A 20,616-nucleotide genomic window follows, 5' to 3' on the forward strand; every position below is an offset into this window, starting at 1 on the left:
ATTTGGGGGTCACTCCGTCATCGAACCAACTTGACCCCAAATCTGACCACCAAATTCTCCCGATGCGGAGGGAAAACTGAAAATGCATCGGGAAGACTTTTCACGCTAACTTATTGAATCTGAATCATATAAGGATTCGCAGAGCGGCATGAAAACAAGAATTTGGCTCCTCTGACTGGACTCGAACCAGTGACATACGGATTAACAGTCCGCCGTTCTACCGACTGAACTACAGAGGAATCGGTTAAGTGCGATGGATAATAGCGGGAGCGTTTCGGGTTGTCAAAGGCTGTTATCGTTCGGTGCGTTTGATTGCCGAACTAATAACCAACATATTGAAATTATTGCTCAAGTTTAGCACCGAAAAGCAATGAAATGTGCTGATTAGCGGGTCGGCCTGCACTCTAAAATAGCAGGGATTGCTTTAAGATGGTGCAGGTTGGCATCGGCTTAATGATGAGGGTCCTATAAAAAATTGGGGGCATTGGTTAGCAGAATCATTGCTTTTGCTTATTTTACCTGTGGCTTATCAATGAGGTATCACTTTTTCTTAGACGTGGAAATATAATGTGGCGCGCTTTTTGCTACCTCTTTAGGGTAACTACTCAGGAGGCAGACATGAATCTTAGACGGCTCAAGTATTTTGTGAAAATCGTTGATATCGGTAGCCTGACACAGGCTGCTGAGTTGTTGCATATTGCACAACCGGCGCTGAGCCAGCAGGTCGCAACGCTGGAGGGTGAACTCGAAAAACAACTGTTGGTACGGAGTCGGCGTGGTGTTACGCCTACCGAGGCGGGGAAAATTCTTTATTCTCATGCACAGACAATATTGTCGCAGTGTGAACAGGCAAAGGATGCGGTAAGTGGTGCGCGGCAGTCAATGAGTGCATAAGCGTTATCCATGGAGCCAGCCATTTCCCGATGGCTGGCGACTAATTAAATTCTCATATCAGATATATTGTTTGCCTCACATGCTTTTTTTGTGAACTTCCTCATAACTTCATGTATTGTCGCGCTTCTTTCAAAGAATGGCGTTGCTCTTAAAAATAAAATGGATTTTTAGTTTTTTTATTTATTGGATTTATTTATCTATAATTTCATTTTATTGCCTCGATGTGAATATGATTTCCTTAAAATGGTAATAGACACTAGCGGTCAGGCCATTCACAGTGTTACATTAATCTTCGTTATGTTTTCTCTAATCCTGTGCACCAGAGAACAGGTATTGCCTTATGGGTGTATGACGGTTATTTTTTTGATTAAGGAGTTCAAATGAATAATATCCTCTCTCATCTTTTAATAAAGCTGGCAGAAAAAGAAGTTGGAGAAAAAGCGCTTAACGCGAAGGTTGAATCGTTAGAGATGCTGATTTCTGCCATTGTGTCAACACTTGATGATAGTAAAATCAATGAGTTAAACAGGAAAATAGAGAGTGTGGTCGCTGATGCTTCGCGGCGGAAGGATCAACACAATTACTTAGCCTTGGAATTATTGGCAAAAAACATCAATCGAATCACAACCGTTTCATTGCGGGAATAGCTTTCTATATATCAATGGTGATGACATTAATTGACAGCATATTAATTTCAACACATCAATTGAGAATTATTTATATTCAACAATAGAGAATACTTGTGCTATGCGTGACTTTACTGAAAAAAATTGAAGGCGCTGACGTTGTCCGCGCCTTTCTTGCGTTTATCCGCTTTACTTCACATTAACCGCCTGAACCTGCTTTTTCCGACGAATAAACTGATAAGCCATAGCCAGAACAATAAACCACAGCGGCGTGACAATAAGCGCCTGGCGTGTATCTGGCTGCAATGTTAACAGTACAATAACAAACGCGAAGAAGGCCAGACATATCCAGCACATAAAAATACCTAATGGCATTTTATATGATGACTCCGCATGTAGATGAGGGCGCTTTTTACGATATGTCAGGTAAGAGCACAGGATGATGCTCCAGATGAACATGAATAAAATTGCAGAGACGGTGGTCACCAGCGTAAAGACGGTCATTACGTTTGGAATCAAGTAGATCAATACCACGCCAGAGAGCAAACAAATACAGGAAAACATCAATCCCGTCGAAGGAACAGAACGTTTAGAAAGCATGCCGAAGCTTTTCGGTGCATCACCTTGTTTAGCGAGGCCAAAGAGCATGCGGCTAGTTGAGAACACGCCGCTATTGGCTGAGGATGCTGCCGACGTCAATACGACGAAGTTGATCATACTGGCGGCTGCTGGTAAGCCCACAAGAACGAACATTTCTACGAAAGGGCTGCGATCCGCAGTAATTGCACTCCACGGCGTCACGGACATAATCATGATTAGTGCAAATACATAAAACATGATGATACGAATCGGGATAGCGTTAATAGCGCGGGGCAGTACGACCTTCGGATTTTTAGTTTCAGCGGCAGTAGTACCAACCAGTTCGATACCAACAAATGCAAATACGGCTATCTGGAATCCGGCAAAGAAGCCACTTATTCCTTTAGGGAACATGCCGCCATCATTCCATAGGTTGGTAAAAGAGGCGACGTTTCCTGATGGGGAAGAGAACTGCATCATGACCAGCACGGCACCGACCAGGATTAACGCAACGATAGCGACAATTTTTATCATTGCGAACCAGAATTCCATCTCGCCAAACAGCTTTACGGTTGCCAGATTTAGCGTCAGTAATAGCAGAACACAAAGCAGGGAAGGGATCCACTGCGATAAATCAGGGAACCAGAATTGAGTGTAGGCGCTAATAGCTACGACATCGGCAATGCCGGTTACGACCCAGCAGAACCAGTAAGTCCAGCCAGTAAAGAACCCAGCCCATGGCCCCAGTAGATCAGCCGCGAAATCACTGAATGATTTATAGTTGAGATTGGAGAGTAATAATTCCCCCATTGCGCGCATGACAAAAAACAGCATAAAACCAATGATCATATAAACGAAGATGATCGAAGGGCCAGCCATGCTGATGGTTTTGCCCGAGCCCATGAATAGCCCAGTACCGATTGCTCCGCCAATGGCGATGAGCTGAATGTGACGATTAGTCAGATTCCGTTGCAGTCCCTTTCCCTGTTCAGGGGTAAGATCTGCGGCTTCTCTTGATTTTTCAACCATATAAGTACACTTTCCTGTTTCTGTCTGTGATGTTTTTTGAGCTCTTTGGCGGCTCTCATTTGAGAAAATCTAAACGAATAAGATAGCGCAACCTCCGTACTTATTACAGCGTATGTCTGAGATCGCCCAGCATAAAGCAGTCAGATAATGATGTAAGGTGAGGTTGTATGTTTTTTCGCCCTAAAATGAAAAGGATATAAAACGATGAAAGGTATATATAGACTGAGCAGGTTAACAAAATTGCCAACTGCTAACAATGCTATTATCGCGTATAAAAAATTAATATGAAGTATTTGACAGGTGCGCCCGGGAGGAGAATAATCCTCGCCGTTGGGTCGTTAGCTCAGTTGGTAGAGCAGTTGACTCTTAATCAATTGGTCGCAGGTTCGAACCCTGCACGACCCACCAACAATTTCAATGAGTTACAAGTTAATTTTCGAATTATTATTATTTTTTTAGTTTCTTTTAATTTATTTATCCCCGTCTTCTAATTTTACCGTTTTTTTTCACTGACTATAAATCCCTCATTTTTATTCTTTCTGATATTTTTACGTTTACTCCTGATTAGTTCATGCGGAGAAATATGGCTATTTTTATTCATCTGTCATTTGAGCATAGAACGAAATATAACGTGGTTGATGATATAACATGCAAGATGTTGCACTGCTTACTGAGGATATGTCCTATGCATCCCGAAGAGTGGTGAGAAGGTGCTATGCTTAGCCGAGGGATAGTCAACAGACTGTAGATAATGTTGCGAGTTGCATACACAGGGTTGTGTTTACATCCACTGGGGGCGGCGTTTAGAGTTAGCTGAAGTTTCCTGGTTAGCCATAAGCAAGTTTCTGCTTGATTTCGGAGGTGATATGGGGTTCGAAAAATTACTGGCTGTCATAGAAAAAAGTCACCAGGACCCAAAATCGGTTATCTCTTTGTCTGAACTGAGCCAGGCAATTCATGAGATAATTTGTACAGAAAGTTCGAAAGAGTACAAAATAAATGAATGCTTTACCGAGCTGAGAGAGCTGGTTGATGAAAGAAAAGAGCTTTCCAGAAAACAGTTCCTGGATAAAGCACTGGTGACGGAATTAACTCAATATAAAAAGAAAGAAAAGGCACTGCTTTTGAAACTCATTAGCATCGGAAATAAATAGACTAGAGTCTCTATTTTTTAAATCAAAAATGATAATGCTAAATATCACTACACCGTCCGAGCAAATTACTGAGATGACGGTGTAGCAATTAGTGCTATTTGCGGTAGCTGGTTTTGATTTGTTTAATCGTGTTATCAAAAACGGCCGCCTGCTCGGCATCGTCCAATTGAGCAATATATTTTTCCATATTGATGATGACTTTACCAGCGTCTGCCTGGCCGATAGCTTTTAATAACAGTGTAACCATAGCCTTTAAACAGGTAACCTCATGGGCCAGTGTTTCAGCGGATGCGACAGTAGAAAAATCTGCGTTGCTCATGTTTTTTCCTCAACAAGAAAAAGATGTTTGCCTTCGCTTGCGGCGTGCATTGCCGCTGGCACGACAGGCAGGACCAGATGGGGGGAGTATACCATAAAGCATATAATGGATTGATATTATTCACTGATAACGCCATTTTAGTGACTGTTTTTTATGCATTTAACTTATTTAAATAGCATCTATATTCTGGAGGGTTTTTTGTGGAAAAGGCTATAGATGTGTTTCGTTTAATACATATGATATTCGCTATAGATTTTTTTTTCTGAATATATTATTTGTATAATACAGTTGTAGGCGATGCTGAATTTTCCAGCAACACCTCGCTTACAAAAGTGAATTTTTATTGACATTTAAAATATAAAGCCAATTGCATGCCATTTAATTTGCATTGTTTTTCATACGTTTTGTGCCATGGAACTGTTTATACTGCTCGGCATATTTGAAATGTTAAGAGTGTGATCAACATACACCCTCAGGTTAACGATATATTGTTATGATCGGGAAATGCGCTTTATTCCTTCTCGGCATATTTTAAAATACATATTCATATAAATCAGTGTTCATTATTTTTTGAAACCAACGTAGTATCACCTGCAAGCAATTTTTCATGTAAGTGTTACTCCCTTTTTTGGAGAATTATTCTTTGATTAGCGTTTTTCTTGTTGATGACCATGAACTGGTGCGGGCAGGGATACGACGCATTCTTGACGATATCAAAGGTCTGAAAGTGGTTGGTGAGGCAGGCTGTGGTGAAGATGCCGTAAAATGGTGTCGAAGCAATAATGTTGATGTTGTTCTGATGGATATGAGCATGCCAGGCATCGGTGGGCTTGAAGCAACGCGTAAAATCTTGCGTTTTACTCCAGGTATAAAAGTCATCATGCTTACCATTTATACGGAAAACCCATTACCTGCTAAAGTGATGCAGGCTGGTGCCGCAGGATATGTTAGTAAAGCAGCAGCCCCTCAGGAAGTGATCTCTGCCATTCGAGCGGTGCATGCAGGAAAGCGGTATATTGCTTCTGATATTGCTCAACAAATGGCATTAAGCCAGTTGGAACCGCAGACGGATGCGCCGCTTGAGTGTTTGTCTGAACGCGAATTACAGATTATGCTAATGATAACGAAGGGGCAGAAAGTGACTGAAATCTCAGATCAGCTTAATCTTAGCCCTAAGACAGTGAACAGCTATCGTTACCGTATGTTCAGTAAGCTGAATATCAACGGAGACGTAGAACTGACGCATCTGGCTATCAAGCATGGGCTTTTTACCGCGGAGACATTGTTAAGTAGTGAGTGAGAGCTTCAATGCTTCGGCATTTTTAAAAACGGTAACGAGCCAGCCTGGGGTCTACCGTATGTACGATGCCGGCAATACGGTCATCTATGTTGGTAAGGCAAAAGACTTAAAAAAACGACTTGCCAGCTATTTCCGCAGTCATGTTGCCAGCCGTAAAACCGAGGCGTTAGTCAAAAGCATCAAGCATATTGATGTCACGATCACGCATACAGAAACTGAAGCCTTACTACTAGAACACAATTACATCAAACTTTATCAGCCGCGTTATAACGTCTTGTTACGCGACGATAAATCCTATCCCATGATTTTCCTGAGCGGGGATGCTCATCCGCGTCTGGCCATTCACCGTGGTGCTAAGCATGCTAAGGGCGAATACTTTGGCCCATTTCCTAACGGCAATGCCGTGCGTGAAACGCTACTATTGCTGCAAAAACTGTTCCCGGTGCGTCAGTGTGAAAACAGTGTCTACCGCAATCGCTCCCGCCCTTGCCTGCAATATCAAATTGGGCGCTGCCTTGGGCCTTGCGTTAGTGGTTTGGTTAGCGAAGAAGATTATCAGCAGCAGGTTGAGTATGTTCGCCTGTTCTTGTCCGGTAAAGATCAGCAAGTACTGAATCAACTCATCTCCCGGATGGAAGCAGCCAGTCGTGACCTGCATTTTGAAGATGCAGCACGAATACGCGATCAGATCCAAGCGGTTCGTCGAGTGACGGAAAAACAATTTGTTTCCGGCGACGGAGAAGATTTGGACGTCATTAGCGTTGCTTTTGATGCCGGCATGGCCTGCGTGTATGTCCTTTTCATCCGACAGGGAAAAGTGCTTGGCAGCCGAAGCTATTTCCCCAAAGTGCCTGGCGGTACAGAATTGGGAGAAGTTGTGCAAACTTTTGTCGGGCAATTTTATTTACAAGGAAGTTTAGGTCGAACGCTTCCCACAGAAATTCTTCTTGATTTTACCTTGCCTGACAAAGATTTACTGACGGAATCCCTCACGGAGGTCGCGGGTAGAAAAGTACAGATACAGACGAAACCTCGTGGCGATCGTGCTCGTTATTTAAAACTGGCGCGGACGAATGCTGCTACGGCATTGGTCACAAAATTGTCCCAGCAATCCACCATTCATCAGCGTTTTACTGCATTAGCCAACGTCTTGCAGTTGCCAGAAATCCATCGAATGGAGTGTTTTGATATCAGTCATACTATGGGGGAGCAGACTGTGGCATCCTGCGTGGTATTTGATGCAAATGGACCGCTACGCTCTGAATATCGTCGCTATAATATCAGTGGTATTACGCCCGGTGATGATTATGCCGCCATGGCGCAAGTCCTGCGGCGCCGATATGGTAAAGCGTTAGATGACAGTAAAATACCGGACGTTATTGTGATCGATGGTGGGAAAGGGCAGCTCGGCCAGGCTCAGGCTGTGTTTGACTCATTGCAGGTATCGTGGGATAAAAACAAGCCTCTGTTACTTGGCGTCGCGAAAGGCAGCGATCGTAAGGCCGGGCTGGAAACACTGTTTTTTGAGGCGACAGGTGAGGGCATAGCATTGCCCGCTGATTCTCCTGCGCTGCACGTTATCCAGCATATTCGCGATGATTCGCATGACCACGCGATTGGTGGACATCGTAAGAAGAGAGCAAAAGTAAAAAACACCAGTACGCTGGAGCTTATTGAAGGTGTCGGCCCTAAACGTCGTCAAACCCTGCTTAAATACATGGGAGGGCTACAGCCTTTGATGAATGCCAGCATTGAGGAGATTGCAAATGTTCCAGGAATTTCGCATGCATTGGCAGAAAAAATCTTCCATGCATTGAAACACTAGGGACAATGTAGCAACATACTCCTAGTATCCACTCCAGCCAGATAGTTACCTAAGCGCTATGCAATTTAATATACCGACGTTGCTTACCCTGTTTCGTGTTGCTCTTATTCCGTTTTTCGTGCTGGCGTTTTATCTTCCATTCGTCTGGGCACCGCTGCTTTGCTCGTTGATCTTCGTGTTTGCTGCCGTGACGGATTGGTTTGATGGTTTCCTTGCCCGCCGCTGGAAGCAAACCACGCGCTTTGGTGCTTTCCTCGACCCTGTTGCGGATAAAGTGATGGTGGCTGTCGCGCTGGTGTTGGTGGCGGAATATTATCATTCTTGGTGGATTACGCTGCCGGCTGCAACAATGATCGCGCGGGAAATCATTATTTCAGCATTACGTGAGTGGATGGCTGAAATTGGTAAAAGAAGCAGCGTTGCCGTTTCGTGGATAGGAAAAGTTAAAACCACGGCTCAGATGATGGCGCTTTTTGCTTTGCTATGGCGTCCAGAGCGCATTGTTGAAGGTATTGGTGTTGTGGCGTTGTACATAGCAGCAGTGCTGACTTTCTGGTCCATGTTTCAATATTTAAACGCTGCGCGCCACGATTTGCTTGAACCTTGATCGAAGCGCCGTAAAAACCAGCAAACGAATGCGGTTGCTTGATAATTCTGTTGACTCAACGCGTCAGGTCAGTAGAATGCACCGCATCAACAGCAACGCTGGTTTATAAGAAGTTAGAAAAATCAGTGAGTTCTGTGTTGCGGGAATAGCTCAGTTGGTAGAGCACGACCTTGCCAAGGTCGGGGTCGCGAGTTCGAGTCTCGTTTCCCGCTCCAATTTATGATCTGTAGACAGCTACTGAAGTCTGCAAGTCGTTGAAAATAGGACCTTCGGGTCCTTTTTTCGTTCCAGCGAAGTCTACTGGAATCCGTCTACATCCACGCTTTTTTAGTCCATTTTTTAGTCCATAAAAAACGGGTGCGTGGGGTTCCGTATTCTTGCTGGGTCGGAGCGAGCCATGAGTCGAGGATCTAGCCTAACTCTTCAAGTTAGGAGCTGGAACTATGGCACTATCAGACATGGCGGTTCGCCAAGCCAGGGCAACAGGCAAGGCCTATACGCTAGGCGACATCGATGGTCTCTCATTGGCTGTGACCGACATGGGCGGTCGGTCTTGGCACTTCCGCTATTCTTGGGCTGGCAAGCAAAAGCGTATGTCCTTGGGGACTTACCCTGAGGTCGGTTTGCGTGAGGCGCGAACGCTGCGCGATCAGGCTCGTGCCCTGCTTGCCAAGGGCATCAATCCCAAGCTCGATCGTAAGCATAAACGGCAGTTCGTACGACTTGCCGACGAGCACACATTCAAGGCTGTGTTTCTTCAATGGGTTGAGCATCGTAAGCTAGAGCTCAAAGAGGGGCGCAACAGCACCTTGTCGCAAATTCTGCGCATCTTTGAGCGTGATGTGCTGCCAAGCCTGAGTAAGCTCTCTATTTACGACGTTCGTCGTGCCGACTTGCTGAACGTGCTCTCCAAGATTGAGCAGCGAGAGGCGTTCACCACCGCAGAGAAAGTACGCTCCTGGCTCAATCAACTGTTCCGCTTTGCGCAGGTGAAAGTCGAAAGACTAGAGAGCAATCCGGCATCTGACTTGGATGTGGTAGCTGTTCCTGCTCCACCTGTTGTTCACAATCCTTTCTTGCGTTTACCTGAGCTGCCCGAACTTCTGCAGAAAGTGCGACGTTATCGTGGGTCGATCACGACGCAACTTGGAATCCGCTTGTTGCTGCTGACGGGCGTGCGTACAGGCGAGCTACGGTTGGCGACTCCGGAGCAGTTCGATTTGGAACAAGGGCTGTGGATTATTCCTCCGGAAGTGGTCAAGCAACTGCAAACGGATATGCGCAAGAAAGGCAAGCGACCCCAGGATATTCCCTCCTATATCGTACCGTTGTCTATTCAGGCGATTGAGATTGTTCGCTACCTGCTCGAAGAAGTGAGGCCGGCACAACGGTATCTTTTCCCGCACCGCAGCGATTTGAAAAAACGTATCAGCGAGAACACGTTGAACGGTGCCCTCAAGCGTATGGGTTATCAGGATTTGCTCACTGGTCACGGCATCCGTGGCACGATCTCCACGGCACTCAACGAAGTGGGCTACCCCAAAGTTTGGGTGGACGCCCAGCTTTCGCATTGCGATCCCAACCAGGTGAGCGCAGCTTACAACCATGCACTCTATGTAGAGCCCCGACGCAAGATGATGCAGGACTGGGCGGATCGGTTGGACTTGCTGGAGCAGGGAGAAGTAGAAGCGGCCAGTCAGCATCTGACCATTCGCATTGATGGTGTGCCCGTTCTGGATGAAAGCAATGAGACGGAGGCAATGCTGAAAGATGTGTCACCCGTCGGTGGCATTACGCCTCACCGCTTGTCTGCTGTGCCGGCACGCCCTGTGCCTGAACCTGTAGTTGAAATCCCTGTTTCTGACCTGCAGCGTGAACGGATGGAAATGCTTGCAGCTTATGAAGCACCGCACAACTTGCCAGTCGTTCAGTTTGCCAAGCTGGCCGGAAAATCCAAGGATCAGATTAATCGAGAAATCAAGGCGGGCAAGTTGTTGACAATCAGCCTTGGGAACCGTGGGCAGAGGGTGCCTGAGTGGCAGTTGGTGCCGATGAAACTCAAACTGACGCAGGTTATGATGAAGATGCTTCCCCATGCTGAAGGATGGGATGTATATCGATTATTAATCAGCGTTCATCCTGAACTGGATGATCGTGCAGCTATTGATATTATTACGCCGAATAATATGGGCAATGTTGTACAGGTGCTACTGCCATCACAAGCACTTGAGTTTGACAGAAAGGTGTGAGGAGACTTGTGGGGCGCTCGGCTAAGCTATACGCCCTTTGGTCTGGATGAGGAGGGGATCGATCATAACGACGCTCGAAGGCACTATATTTATTTACGGTAAATCCAGCTAATGGATAAGATGTGCGTCTAACTACACAACGAGCGATGTCCTATGAAAGATTCTCCTGTGTTAAAACTTCAAGATATGGCTGGCTCAAGCTCTACCAATATTGAAGATTTGCTCTCAAGAGCAAAAATGATATCAGTAAAACTTGGTTTGAAAGATATTTCAGAATGGCTGGAATATGAGCTAAATGGTTATCCTAGCTACGATTTTTTGCCTGCCTATAGAGTTCTAGTAGGCACTTCCATTCGAGCCTTTAATCCTTATGTGGGGTGGATACCTTGTAATCTTGGTAATGTAACCGATCAATATCAAGAAATATATGGTTCACTAACCACGGTTCATATAAATAACCCTGTGTCGATGTTGGTCGAATACTCTAAAAGCGAATCTACGCTTTATACGGACTTGCCTGCGTTTATGGCTGAGTTTCTACAGAAGGCCTCTGGCACCAATTTTCGACTGTGTTGGGAAATAAGCCCAACGCAAATCACTAAAATGATATCAAATATCAGATCTAAGATATTGGATTGGTCGTTGTTGCTTGAGAGTAAAGGTATTTTTGGTGATGGGTTGTTGTTTTCACTAGAAGAAAAGAGGGAGGCGCAGAACGTGACTTATAATAATACGATTAATAATCATGGTAATGGAATGACCGTAATTGGTGACGTTAATAATGATAAGGGCGTCGTCGGTGGTGCTGTTAGTCATGTAAAACAGAAAAATATTAATGCTGAATTCAGCATTCTTGAGCGCCAACTCAAAGAGCATGGTATTGAGGATGCTGATATTCAAGAACTCAAGCAGGTTGTTGAACAGATTCCCAAACCGTCTTCCAAAGAAGAGGTTGAGAAAGGCTTTGGGGCGTGGATCGGTAAGATGACAGGTAAAGCATTTACAGGGGCAATAAAAATTGCTGGAGCAGCAGCACCTGCACTGCTTACTAACTACATCTGCCATCACTATGGTATTCCCGTATAAGTTCCTATCAGTATGAAGAAGAGGTATGCCTAGGTCATTAATTTGCATACCTTTCTTATGTGATAGTGCCTTAATGATGTGGGTTGTCTCTCTGTCGATGCGAATGCATTGTTGTTAATAATGCTTTTGTTGTTTTCTGGAAATAAGAAATAAGTAGTGTCGCTGCTTTTGTTGGGTAGAGGCATCCCTTGTTTTTCATAATCATTAAATTGATGCAGCGCTTATTTCCCTGGTGTGTAACGCAAGTCAATCAACTATTCCTAGTTTTCCTTTCCAGTTTATTGCCATCATCATCAAAATACCGACTAGGCCAGATTTCGGCGGGCTCCACGCCGAGTGCATTGGCAATCAGTTGTTCGCCTTTCGGCCAGGAGCGTGTGAGTGCGTTGGCGAGAGTAGAGGAGCTTAGCCCTGCTTGTCGGGACAAAGCAGCCAGTGTGGTGTGCTTTTTGCGAAGGCCTGCGATGATATCGGCGTTGTGCCAGTCCTGCTTGTTCATTGTCATATGAAGTAACCCTGAGTCTTACTGCTGGTGGCGATTCAGACAGGGTTTGCAGTACCGGGCAAGTTACCTAAACCGGCGAGGACAATGTCCTCCCCTGCCTGAACCGCCATAACAGGGGCGTACTCAGGCACATCAGCGTGTGAACGCTGATGGGTAACTCGCTATGGGGCTGCAAATCCCCGCCAATGGATTTTGCCAAAGGCATAGTTAAGATAAGTGAAATTTGCAGCTTTCTCAAATTAAAATGTTTTTGAATTGGCGGTTGGCGAGAGTGGATTCAATTAAATCTGCCTGTCGTGAGAGTGCTGCCAAGCCGATGCGTTTCTTGTGAGTGGAGTGCGATATCTATTTGATGTCAGTCCTCTGCTGCGTCATAACCATAAATAGATCCATGTTGTGGGTGGCGATTCGGACAGAATTTGCACTGCCGGGTATTTGACCCAAAATTAATGTTTTCAATTTATTAACTGGACGATTAATAGCCATAACCTTTCAAAAAGACTGCGGTATAAAAAACTAACAAAAATTGTCAGAACAACTGAGAAGCTCAGGCCATTTATTGCGCAGATCACAGAATAATCCAACTGCCTGGGCCAGTTTTACAAAGAATCATCATTGTTTCGGGGTGGCCTGAGCAACTTCTTGCTCAAATTTGGCTTAGGGAAAATTTGATTTAAGAAAATAAGCAATAAAAACATATGGATAAAAGTTGGCGTGGTTATTGATATGAGTAACGACGAAGCGTTACCTATATCAACAACAAGGAAAGGAGCAAGACTATGCCAACTCCATGCTATATCAGCATCGAAGGTAAAACTCAGGGCAACATCACCGCAGGGGCGTTCACCTCTGACTCTGTCGGCAACATCTACGTGGAAGGCCACGAAGACGAAATGCTGGTTCAGGAATTCAAACACGTCGTCACCGTACCAACCGACCCACAGTCCGGCCAGCCATCCGGCCAGCGTGTCCACAAACCATTCAAGTTCACCGTTGCGCTGAACAAGGCCGTGCCGCTGATGTACAACGCCCTGGCCTCCGGTGAAATGCTGCCGACCGTCACCCTGAAGTGGTATCGCACCTCAGTGGAAGGCAAGCAGGAGCACTTCTTCTCTACCGTGCTGACTGACGCCACCATCGTTGACATCAACTGCCAGATGCCGCACTGCCAGGACCCGTCCAAGCTCGATTACACCCAGTTGATCGAAGTCTCTCTGGCCTACCGCAAGGTTGACTGGGAGCACACGGTTGCCGGTACGTCCGGCTCTGACGACTGGCGCACGCCTGTCGAAGCCTGATGCGGCTCAAACCCGGACGCCACGTCCGGGTTTTCTGCACTGAGTCATGGCCCCTGCCATGCCTGAGTGTGGATGACAGCATCAGGAGGACGTGTGGCAAACAGTACAGGATTACAGTTCACGGTAAAGGTCGGTGCCTTGCCCGAAAGCACCTTTGCGGTGGTGGATTTTCAGCTCAGCGAGGCACTGAACCAGCCGTTTGCCCTGTCGCTGAATCTGGCCAGCCCGTTACCGGGTGTCGACTTTGGCGCGGTACTCGATCAGCCGTGTGAACTGCGGGTGTGGTATGAGGGAGAACTCAAACGCCGGGTCAGTGGCATCATCAGCGCCTTTGCCCAGGGTGACACTGGCTTTCGCCGGACCCGCTATCAGGCAGAAGTTCGCCCGGCGCTGTGGCGGCTGGGGCTGCGCACCAATGCCCGCATCTTTCAGGCACAAAAGCCCGAGGACATTATTGGTGCGTTGCTGGAAGAGTCCGGTATTACCGATTACGCCTTTGCGCTGCGTCATGAGCACGCGCCCCGTGAATACTGTGTGCAGTATCGGGAAAGTGATTTAGCCTTTATTACCCGACTGGCAGCGGAAGAAGGCCTGTACTTCTTCCACGAGTTTGAGGCTGGCAAGCACCGGGTGGTCTTTGCCGATGATGCCGGGGCGCTCAGCAAAGGCCCCGAACTGTTCTTCAACCTTGCCACGCAGGGCCTGAGTGAAGGCGAATATGTCCACCGTTTTCGCTATGCCGAAGCGGTCAGTACCGCCGAGGTCGCCCTCAAGGATTACAGCTTCAAAGCACCGGCCTACGGACTGCTACACCGCAAGATGAGCAGTGAGCTGGAACACCAGCGCGACACCTACCAGCATTTTGACTATCCGGGCCGCTTCAAGAAAGACCCGAGCGGCAAAGCCTTTACCGGCTATCGGCTGGATGCGTTACGCGCGGGTGCGATGACTGGTTCCGGTGAATCCAACGCCGCGATGCTGATGCCGGGCAGCAGCTTTACCCTGACTGAACACCCCAATCTGACACTCAATGCGGCCTGGCAACTGGTGGCCATCACCCACAGCGGGCAACAGCCGCAGGCGCTGGAAGAGGAAAGCGGCGGCGAACCCACCACCTACAGCAACAGTTTCGAGGTGATCAGTGCCAAATCGACCTGGCGTGCCGGTCTGCCGTACAAGCCGATGGTCGATGGTCCGCAAATTGCCACTGTCGTCGGCCCGGCTGGGGAGGAAATCTACTGCGACGAATACGGGCGCATCAAACTGCAATTCCCGTGGGACAGATACGGGGCCAGCGATGACCAGAGCTCCTGCTGGGTGCGCGTCAGCCAGGGCTGGGCCGGTGGTCAGTACGGCCTGATCGCCATCCCGCGTATCGGCCATGAGGTCATCGTCAGCTTCCTTGAAGGCGACCCGGACCAGCCGATTGTGACGGGCCGTACCTTCCACGCCACCAATCCGTCACCGTACCCACTGCCGGCGAACAAGACACGTACCTCGCTGCGTACTTCAACGCACAAGGGCGCGGGTTTCAATGAGCTGCGTTTTGAAGACCAGGCCGGGCAGGAAGAGGTGTTTATCCATGCCCAGAAGGACATGAACACCGTGGTGCTGAACAACCGCAGTACCACCGTGACTGCTGACCATACCGAAAACATTGGCGGCAATCAGACGGTGTCGGTCATCAAAGACCAGTCCACTGAAATTCAGGGGCAGCAGACTATCGCCATTCATGGCAATCGCAGCACCGTCATTGGCACAGAGGGTAAGGGAGAATCGCACGAGTCTCTGCAGGTGAAAAACAACATCCTTATCCAATCGAAGCAAGGTGGCATCCTGATTGCCAACGACATCGGTTTTCTCAGTATCAGCGACGAAGGTGACATCACCATCAAGGGCAAAACCGTCACCATCAACGGCAATCGTATCGACCTGAACTGAGTCATAAGAACAACAAGGACGCTGAAACATGTACCAGATGAATGAAGGCACGTTGAACATTCCTGCACAATGGCGCGATGAATCCCTGCACGTTTTTGTCTTACCTGACGACACCACCAATCTGGTGGTCAACCGCACCCCGGTGGAGGGCGGTAAAACCGCTGAGGCAGCGTACCAGGACACGCTGACGCAGTTGTCGACGCAGCTTAAAGGCTACGAAGAGCGGCAGGCCTGGACGCTGACCCTGGATGGGCAAACCGCTCAAGCGGTTGAGTACACCTGGCAGTCGCCCGAAGGGCAGATGCATCAGGTGGTGGTGATGCAGATGCGTGACAACCTGCTGCTGACCTTCACCATTACCGCCGCCGATGTGCTCAGTGATGAGAACAAAGCCAGCTTGCTGGCCGTGATTGAGACCTTCAAAGCAGTTGAATCGCCTGCCACACCGGAGGATAAGGCAGGTCGTCATGCGTGAGGAAATTCTCTCCCGCATTGCGCGGGTCGGGGCGATGCACGCGGGTAACCGCCCTAAACCGCCGCCGGATTTACCTGAACCGGGCCAGGGTAAACCGCCTACTTCGCCGGGTAAGGCCATCAAGCACAGCAGCTTCTGGGGAGCACTGGCCGGCGCGGCTGTCGGGGCGTTAATTGCTGCTGCCGCGTTTACCGTGGCAGCAGCAGCCGTCGCGGGTGCGGTCGTGCTGACCGGTATCACGGGTGGCGCTGGTCTCGCTCTGGTCGTGGGCGTAGTCAAACTGGCGGCAGGGGCGGCGCTGGTGTATGGGCTGAGTGACCTGATAGGCGGTGTCAGCAAACGGGTATCCGCGATGGTTGACAGCATGTCGCCCTCGTCAGGGGCGGTCAAGGATGGGTCGAAGAAAGTCTTTGCAGAAGGTAACCCGGTCTCCCGCGCTGAAATCGATGCGGTGCTGTGCGACAAACACAGCGGCCCGCAACTGATTGCCCAGGGCAGTGCCACGGTATTTGTCGAGGGCTACCATGCGGCGCGGGTGGATGACAAAACCGTCTGTGGGGCCACGATCAAGGAAGGGGCATCAACGGTGTTCTTTGGTTCAGGCCAGGCATCGCCACTCAAGGTAGCGGATGAGTTCAGCGGCTGGGAGAAAGCGCTGATACTCGCGGTGGAATTCCTGGTGCCCCCCAGTCGCGGTCTGTTCCGGGGACTGGGCAAGCTGTTTACCAAAGGGCCAATGGCGGTGCTGCGTGGCATGAAAGCGGGAGCAGCACATGCCCTGGAAGGGCTCCGTAGCGCTGTGCAGTGCGCGAAAAACGGCTTTAAAGAAAACAAAGGTCTGGCGCGTGTCAGCGAATCCATTCGCGGCTTCCTGAAAGATCCCGTCTACATCGCCAGTGGCGAAGTCATTGAAAAACGTCTCGATCTGGAGCTGGGCCAGACCGTTCCGCTGCTGTTCGAGCGTACTTACCGTTCTGGTAGCCCTCATACCGGCTTGCTGGGGCATGGCTGGCACGATAGCTGGAGTGAGGTGGCTACAGTGGGTCGCACCGAGCAGGGTGACATACATGTGACCCTCACCCTGGCGCAGGGCTACGACATCGATTTCACCTTCGGGATCGGTGCAACGGTGGTGTACTGCGCCGAATACCCCGAATTCAAACTGGTGAAACGCCATAACGGCTTTCACCTGTGGCACCGCGACAGCCAGACCTGGCGTGCCTTTACCGTCAAGCAGGGAGACCAGCTACTGCTGTCGGCTATCACCGACAACCACCGCAACCGCATCGACTTTCTGCGCGATCCGAAAGGTTACCTGCGCAAGATCAGACACAGCGACGGCATCGAACTGCTGCTGGTGTGGCAGGGCGAGCTCCTGCGCCAGGTGCAGCGCATTGACGGTGGCCAGAAAACGGTGCTGGCTGAATACCGGCAGGATGAACAGGGACGGCTGGTCGAGGCGGATGCCGCGCACGCTTATCATCTGTTCTACGACTATGACAGCCATCACCGTCTGATTCGTTGGCACGACAACGACCAGACCTGGGCACGGTATGAATACGACCATCAGGGGCGCTGCGTTTATACCACCTGTGCCGATGGCTACCTGACGGCCAATTTTGAGTACCTGGCCGACCGCGTGGTGATGATTGACGGGCTGGGGCAACGCCATGAATACGGCTTCAATGACCTGTACCTGATGGCGTGGGAAAAATCCCCGCTTGGCCATGTCACCCATTATGAATACGACGACGTCGGCAATCTGCTGAGGGAAACCTCTCCGGCAGGGCGGGTTGTGGAATTTGCCTATCTGGACAACAGCGGGCTGGTCAGCACCTTTACCGACGGCAGCGGCTACCAGTGGCACTACGACTATGACCATTATGAGCGGCTGACCGGCATCACCGACCCATTGGGCCGAAGTTGGACCTGGCAGTATGACAGCAAGGGCAATCCGCTGAGCCTGACCGGGCCGGACGCCAGCGAAGTCCGGTTTGCATGGAACCGCTACGGTCTGCTGACTGAAGTGAGCGACGAACAAGGCCGGACGCAGGCCAGCCTGTTTTACGACCACCGGCACCGCCTGATGAGTGCCACCGATGCAGAATCCCGGACGCAGCAACGGCGCTACGACCAGCAAGACCGCCTCACGAGCTGGACACGCCCGGATGGTGCCACTTATCGGCTTGGCTACCGCCGAGCAAGCTGGAAACTGCCGGAGCAACTGCTGCGCCCGGACGACAAGCAAGAGCAGCGCCAGTACGACAAACACAACAACCTGCTGAACTACACCGACGGTAACGGCGCGGTATGGGCACAAACCTACGGCCCGTTCGACCTGCTGACTTCACGCACCGACGCAGAGGGACGCACCTGGCGGTACGACTACGATAAAGAAAGCCAGCAACTGGTGTGCGTCACCGCACCGGATGGCAACCGCTGGCAATGGTGGTTGGATGCCGATGCACGGGTTATCCGTGAGCGGGACATGGCGGGGACGGAAACCCACTATGGTTACGATGAAGACGGTCACTGCATCAGCATCCGCAACGGCGAAGGAGAAACCCGCCACTTTCTGTACGACGGGCGCTGCCTGCTGATTAGGGAAACCGCACCGGACGACACCCTGCACTACCGCTACGATGCGGCAGGCCGACTGACCGAAGTGACATCCTCCACCAGTCATATCCAACTTGAATATGACGAGCGTGACCGGGTGGTACAGGAGCGGAACAGCGGAACAGAAATCCGACGCCAATACCAGGGAGAGTCGCACACCGTTACCCGCAGCCTGCACTGGGAGGGCGAAGAAGACAGTGCGGCACTCACCAGCACCTTCCGTTACAGTGCGACGGGTGGACTGCGTCAGGTGCAGTTACCGGATGGCGCGGAGCTGACGCTGGCGCACGACAGTGCGGGTCGGGAGTCTTCCCGGCAGAGTCAGGCTGGCTTTATGCAGCACCGTGAATACGGTGCTATGGGCTGGCTGACGCGGGAGATGAGCGGCCAGGCGGTGGACGGTCGCCTGCAACCGACCCAGACGCGGGAATACCTGTATGACGGCGCAGGCAACCTGACCGGCACCCGGCGCAACCGTGAAGCAGCGGGCTATCAACTCGATGCCAGCGGACGGGTGCTGTCGGTACTGAGCGGCGGCACGGGGCGCAGCGTAAACACCGAAGAACAATACCGCTATACCCGCAGCGGGCTGCCGCAAGATGCCACCCGCCTGACCGAATGGCAGTCCGGACGCCTGACCCAGCAGGACAACACTCACTATCAGTACGACAAGGCCGGGCGGCTGATACGCAAACAGGTGGTGCAGCCGGGCTATCGGCCTCAGGTGTGGCACTACCGTTGGGACAGCCGCAACCAGCTCCGGGTTGTGGATACGCCAGCGGGTGAGCGCTGGTTCTACCGTTACGACCCGTTCGGACGGCGCATTGGCAAACGCTGCGACCAGACCCATGAAGACATCTGCTATCTGTGGGACGGCGACCAGGTAGCCGAGGTGCGCCATTATCGCGACGGAGAACTGGTGTCGCGCCGTCACTGGGTGCATAACGGCTGGGAATTGTTGGTGCAGCAGCGCCAAACTGTGGAGGGGAGCTGGGAAACTGATTTTGTGACTAGCGGCCATAATGGTGAACCGCAGGCTATCTTTAATCCACAAGGTGAAATTCGCTGGCAGGCTCCGCGCACCAATTTATGGGGGCAGCGCTATACAGATAATACTGAAAACCTTGATCCAGGGCTGGCGTTTGCCGGGCAGTACCGTGACGCGGAAAGTAGCTTATGCTATAACAGGTTCCGCTATTATGATCCGAGTGGTGGCTGTTATATCTCGCCTGACCCGATCAGTATTTTGGGGGGGGAGGGTAACTATGCCTATGTGCCTAATCCTATTCGCTGGATCGACCCGTTTGGATTGGCTGGGTGTGGGGAAAAGGCGAGGAAATATGAAGAAAAAATACAGGATATGTATGGAGGGAAACTTCCTCAGTCAGCAAGGGAATATAGCTCTGTAGTTAATGGTAACAAGGTTAATGGGATTGCAGATCATGTTGTTAGCATCAATGGTAGAAATACCGCGATTGAGGCTAAATATGTTGAGGATTGGGGGCGTTCAATTAGAAATCCTGAAAGTGCGATAGGTGGTAAGTCTTTTGCCATTAAGGAGCAAGAAAAAATGCTTGCTCAAGCGCAGAAATACTCGGCTGCATTTGATGATGTTATTTATCACACAAATAGTCGTGAGCTGGCTAATTACTATGGTTCGTTATTTCAGGATGCGGGTCTCAACAATGTAATATTTAGGATATTTCCGTGATGAGTGATTTTAGAAGAGAGATTCCGGGTTTGACACCTGTTGCGTGGAGAGAATATCGCTATATTTCTGATGATGGTAGGGATAAATTTGTTGGGAATGGCTTATTCGACAAGGTGACCGGTAAAGTAGAACCTCTAATACCAAAAAGTGGTGGGGCAATGGTAGAAAATTGTAAGCTATGGCTACCTTCAGGTGAGCTTTTTCATGCCTTATCATATAAGGGAGATATTGAGGGCTGGCGAAAGCAGATAGAGCAAGGTGCCATTCAGATGGGGCTGTTTATTGGCGAAATAGTCGGAGATAAAATAGTTCTTTCCGATGGGCGAAGTTATGAAATTTCTGCATGTACATTTGAAATGTATTAGGTGGATTTTCATGTTGTCGGATTGATTTGGCTGG

General features: G+C 49.6%; 15 protein-coding genes, 3 tRNA genes and 1 pseudogene. 15 read left to right on the forward strand and 4 right to left on the reverse strand.

Annotated features, from left to right (window positions below; all coding sequences use genetic code 11):
• Positions 1-163: 163 nt before the first annotated feature.
• Positions 164-239, reverse strand: a tRNA-Asn gene (locus KP22_RS17795).
• Between the two features lie 379 nt (positions 240-618).
• Between KP22_RS17795 and KP22_RS17800 the strand changes: the two are divergent.
• Positions 619-888, forward strand: a pseudogene (locus tag KP22_RS17800) (LysR family transcriptional regulator); the annotation flags it as partial.
• Positions 889-1,274: 386 nt separating this feature from the next.
• Positions 1,275-1,541 carry an anti-adapter protein IraP gene (iraP, locus tag KP22_RS17805; RefSeq protein WP_039298607.1) on the forward strand — a complete coding sequence of 89 codons (267 nt, stop codon included), beginning with the start codon at positions 1,275-1,277 and terminating at the stop codon, positions 1,539-1,541.
• A gap of 168 nt (positions 1,542-1,709) precedes the next feature.
• Here the strand turns inward: iraP and cycA are convergent, their stop codons facing one another.
• The gene (gene cycA / locus KP22_RS17810) at positions 1,710-3,128 is read right to left on the reverse strand and encodes a D-serine/D-alanine/glycine transporter (protein WP_039298610.1); all 1,419 of its coding nucleotides are present in this window, start codon (positions 3,126-3,128) and stop codon (positions 1,710-1,712) included.
• A gap of 332 nt (positions 3,129-3,460) precedes the next feature.
• Here cycA and KP22_RS17815 point away from each other — a divergent pair.
• Together KP22_RS17815 and KP22_RS17820 are read left to right on the forward strand one after the other, a co-directional pair.
• Positions 3,461-3,536 (forward strand) — tRNA-Lys (locus KP22_RS17815).
• Between the two features lie 458 nt (positions 3,537-3,994).
• The gene (locus tag KP22_RS17820; RefSeq protein ID WP_039298613.1) at positions 3,995-4,282 is read left to right on the forward strand and encodes a basic helix-loop-helix domain-containing protein; all 288 of its coding nucleotides are present in this window, start codon (positions 3,995-3,997) and stop codon (positions 4,280-4,282) included.
• A 94-nt stretch (positions 4,283-4,376) separates the two neighbouring features.
• On the opposite strand, the gene KP22_RS17825 is transcribed toward KP22_RS17820, so the two are convergent.
• Positions 4,377-4,601: a DUF2594 family protein gene (locus KP22_RS17825; protein ID WP_039298616.1), complete on the reverse strand. Its 225-nt coding sequence runs from the start codon at positions 4,599-4,601 to the stop codon at positions 4,377-4,379.
• A gap of 643 nt (positions 4,602-5,244) precedes the next feature.
• Between KP22_RS17825 and uvrY the strand changes: the two genes are divergently transcribed.
• The 6 genes from uvrY (at position 5,245) to KP22_RS17855 (ending at position 11,668) form a co-directional block, all read left to right on the forward strand.
• Positions 5,245-5,901 (forward strand): UvrY/SirA/GacA family response regulator transcription factor, encoded by a 657-nt coding sequence (gene uvrY / locus KP22_RS17830; RefSeq protein ID WP_039298619.1) that lies wholly within the window; start codon positions 5,245-5,247, stop codon positions 5,899-5,901.
• Positions 5,894-7,726 carry an excinuclease ABC subunit UvrC gene (uvrC, locus tag KP22_RS17835; protein ID WP_039298623.1) on the forward strand — a complete coding sequence of 611 codons (1,833 nt, stop codon included), beginning with the start codon at positions 5,894-5,896 and terminating at the stop codon, positions 7,724-7,726. Before uvrY ends, uvrC begins: the two co-directional genes overlap by 8 nt.
• A 58-nt stretch (positions 7,727-7,784) precedes the next feature.
• Entirely contained in the window at positions 7,785-8,333 is a 549-nt protein-coding gene (gene pgsA / locus KP22_RS17840) for a CDP-diacylglycerol--glycerol-3-phosphate 3-phosphatidyltransferase (RefSeq protein ID WP_039298625.1), read from the forward strand.
• A gap of 139 nt (positions 8,334-8,472) precedes the next feature.
• A tRNA-Gly gene (locus KP22_RS17845) sits at positions 8,473-8,548 on the forward strand.
• A gap of 228 nt (positions 8,549-8,776) precedes the next feature.
• A complete protein-coding gene (locus tag KP22_RS17850; protein WP_039325516.1) occupies positions 8,777-10,582 on the forward strand; it encodes a tyrosine-type recombinase/integrase in 1,806 nt (601 codons plus the stop codon).
• Between the two features lie 153 nt (positions 10,583-10,735).
• The gene (locus KP22_RS17855; RefSeq protein WP_039325519.1) at positions 10,736-11,668 is read left to right on the forward strand and encodes an AbiTii domain-containing protein; all 933 of its coding nucleotides are present in this window, start codon (positions 10,736-10,738) and stop codon (positions 11,666-11,668) included.
• A gap of 250 nt (positions 11,669-11,918) precedes the next feature.
• On the opposite strand, the gene KP22_RS17860 is transcribed toward KP22_RS17855, so the two are convergent.
• The gene (locus KP22_RS17860) at positions 11,919-12,167 is read right to left on the reverse strand and encodes a helix-turn-helix domain-containing protein (RefSeq protein WP_039325644.1); all 249 of its coding nucleotides are present in this window, start codon (positions 12,165-12,167) and stop codon (positions 11,919-11,921) included.
• A 785-nt stretch (positions 12,168-12,952) separates the two neighbouring features.
• Here KP22_RS17860 and KP22_RS17865 point away from each other — a divergent pair.
• The 5 genes from KP22_RS17865 to KP22_RS17885 all read left to right on the forward strand — a co-directional run bounded on the left by KP22_RS17865 (position 12,953) and on the right by KP22_RS17885 (position 20,582).
• The gene (locus KP22_RS17865) at positions 12,953-13,471 is read left to right on the forward strand and encodes an Hcp family type VI secretion system effector (protein WP_014699222.1); all 519 of its coding nucleotides are present in this window, start codon (positions 12,953-12,955) and stop codon (positions 13,469-13,471) included.
• A gap of 93 nt (positions 13,472-13,564) precedes the next feature.
• Positions 13,565-15,412 (forward strand): type VI secretion system Vgr family protein, encoded by a 1,848-nt coding sequence (locus tag KP22_RS17870; RefSeq protein WP_039325521.1) that lies wholly within the window; start codon positions 13,565-13,567, stop codon positions 15,410-15,412.
• 28 nt (positions 15,413-15,440) lie between these two features.
• Positions 15,441-15,887 (forward strand): DUF1795 domain-containing protein, encoded by a 447-nt coding sequence (locus tag KP22_RS17875; RefSeq protein WP_039325524.1) that lies wholly within the window; start codon positions 15,441-15,443, stop codon positions 15,885-15,887.
• Positions 15,880-20,217, forward strand: a complete 4,338-nt coding sequence (locus KP22_RS17880; protein ID WP_244880045.1) for an RHS repeat-associated core domain-containing protein — start codon at positions 15,880-15,882, stop codon at positions 20,215-20,217. The genes KP22_RS17875 and KP22_RS17880 overlap by 8 nt, the downstream gene beginning before the upstream one ends.
• Complete coding sequence (locus tag KP22_RS17885) at positions 20,217-20,582, forward strand: hypothetical protein (protein ID WP_039325526.1); 366 nt, start codon at positions 20,217-20,219, stop codon at positions 20,580-20,582. The genes KP22_RS17880 and KP22_RS17885 overlap by 1 nt, the downstream gene beginning before the upstream one ends.
• Positions 20,583-20,616: the final 34 nt, after the last annotated feature.

It is taken from the genome of Pectobacterium betavasculorum (assembly GCF_000749845.1).
Lineage (GTDB): Bacteria > Pseudomonadota > Gammaproteobacteria > Enterobacterales > Enterobacteriaceae > Pectobacterium > Pectobacterium betavasculorum.

Bases quoted from the DNA above. Each gene is read 5' to 3' on its own strand.
- iraP (WP_039298607.1), top strand. From the start codon at position 1,275: ATGAATAATATCCTCTCTCATCTTTTAATAAAGCTGGCAGAAAAAGAA.
- pgsA (WP_039298625.1), top strand. From the start codon at position 7,785: ATGCAATTTAATATACCGACGTTGCTTACCCTGTTTCGTGTTGCTCTT.
- KP22_RS17860 (WP_039325644.1), bottom strand. From the start codon at position 12,167: ATGAACAAGCAGGACTGGCACAACGCCGATATCATCGCAGGCCTTCGC.
- KP22_RS17865 (WP_014699222.1), top strand. From the start codon at position 12,953: ATGCCAACTCCATGCTATATCAGCATCGAAGGTAAAACTCAGGGCAAC.
- KP22_RS17820 (WP_039298613.1), top strand. From the start codon at position 3,995: ATGGGGTTCGAAAAATTACTGGCTGTCATAGAAAAAAGTCACCAGGAC.
- KP22_RS17880 (WP_244880045.1), top strand. From the start codon at position 15,880: ATGCGTGAGGAAATTCTCTCCCGCATTGCGCGGGTCGGGGCGATGCAC.
- KP22_RS17825 (WP_039298616.1), bottom strand. From the start codon at position 4,601: ATGAGCAACGCAGATTTTTCTACTGTCGCATCCGCTGAAACACTGGCC.
- KP22_RS17875 (WP_039325524.1), top strand. From the start codon at position 15,441: ATGTACCAGATGAATGAAGGCACGTTGAACATTCCTGCACAATGGCGC.
- KP22_RS17855 (WP_039325519.1), top strand. From the start codon at position 10,736: ATGAAAGATTCTCCTGTGTTAAAACTTCAAGATATGGCTGGCTCAAGC.
- cycA (WP_039298610.1), bottom strand. From the start codon at position 3,128: ATGGTTGAAAAATCAAGAGAAGCCGCAGATCTTACCCCTGAACAGGGA.
- KP22_RS17885 (WP_039325526.1), top strand. From the start codon at position 20,217: ATGAGTGATTTTAGAAGAGAGATTCCGGGTTTGACACCTGTTGCGTGG.
- KP22_RS17850 (WP_039325516.1), top strand. From the start codon at position 8,777: ATGGCACTATCAGACATGGCGGTTCGCCAAGCCAGGGCAACAGGCAAG.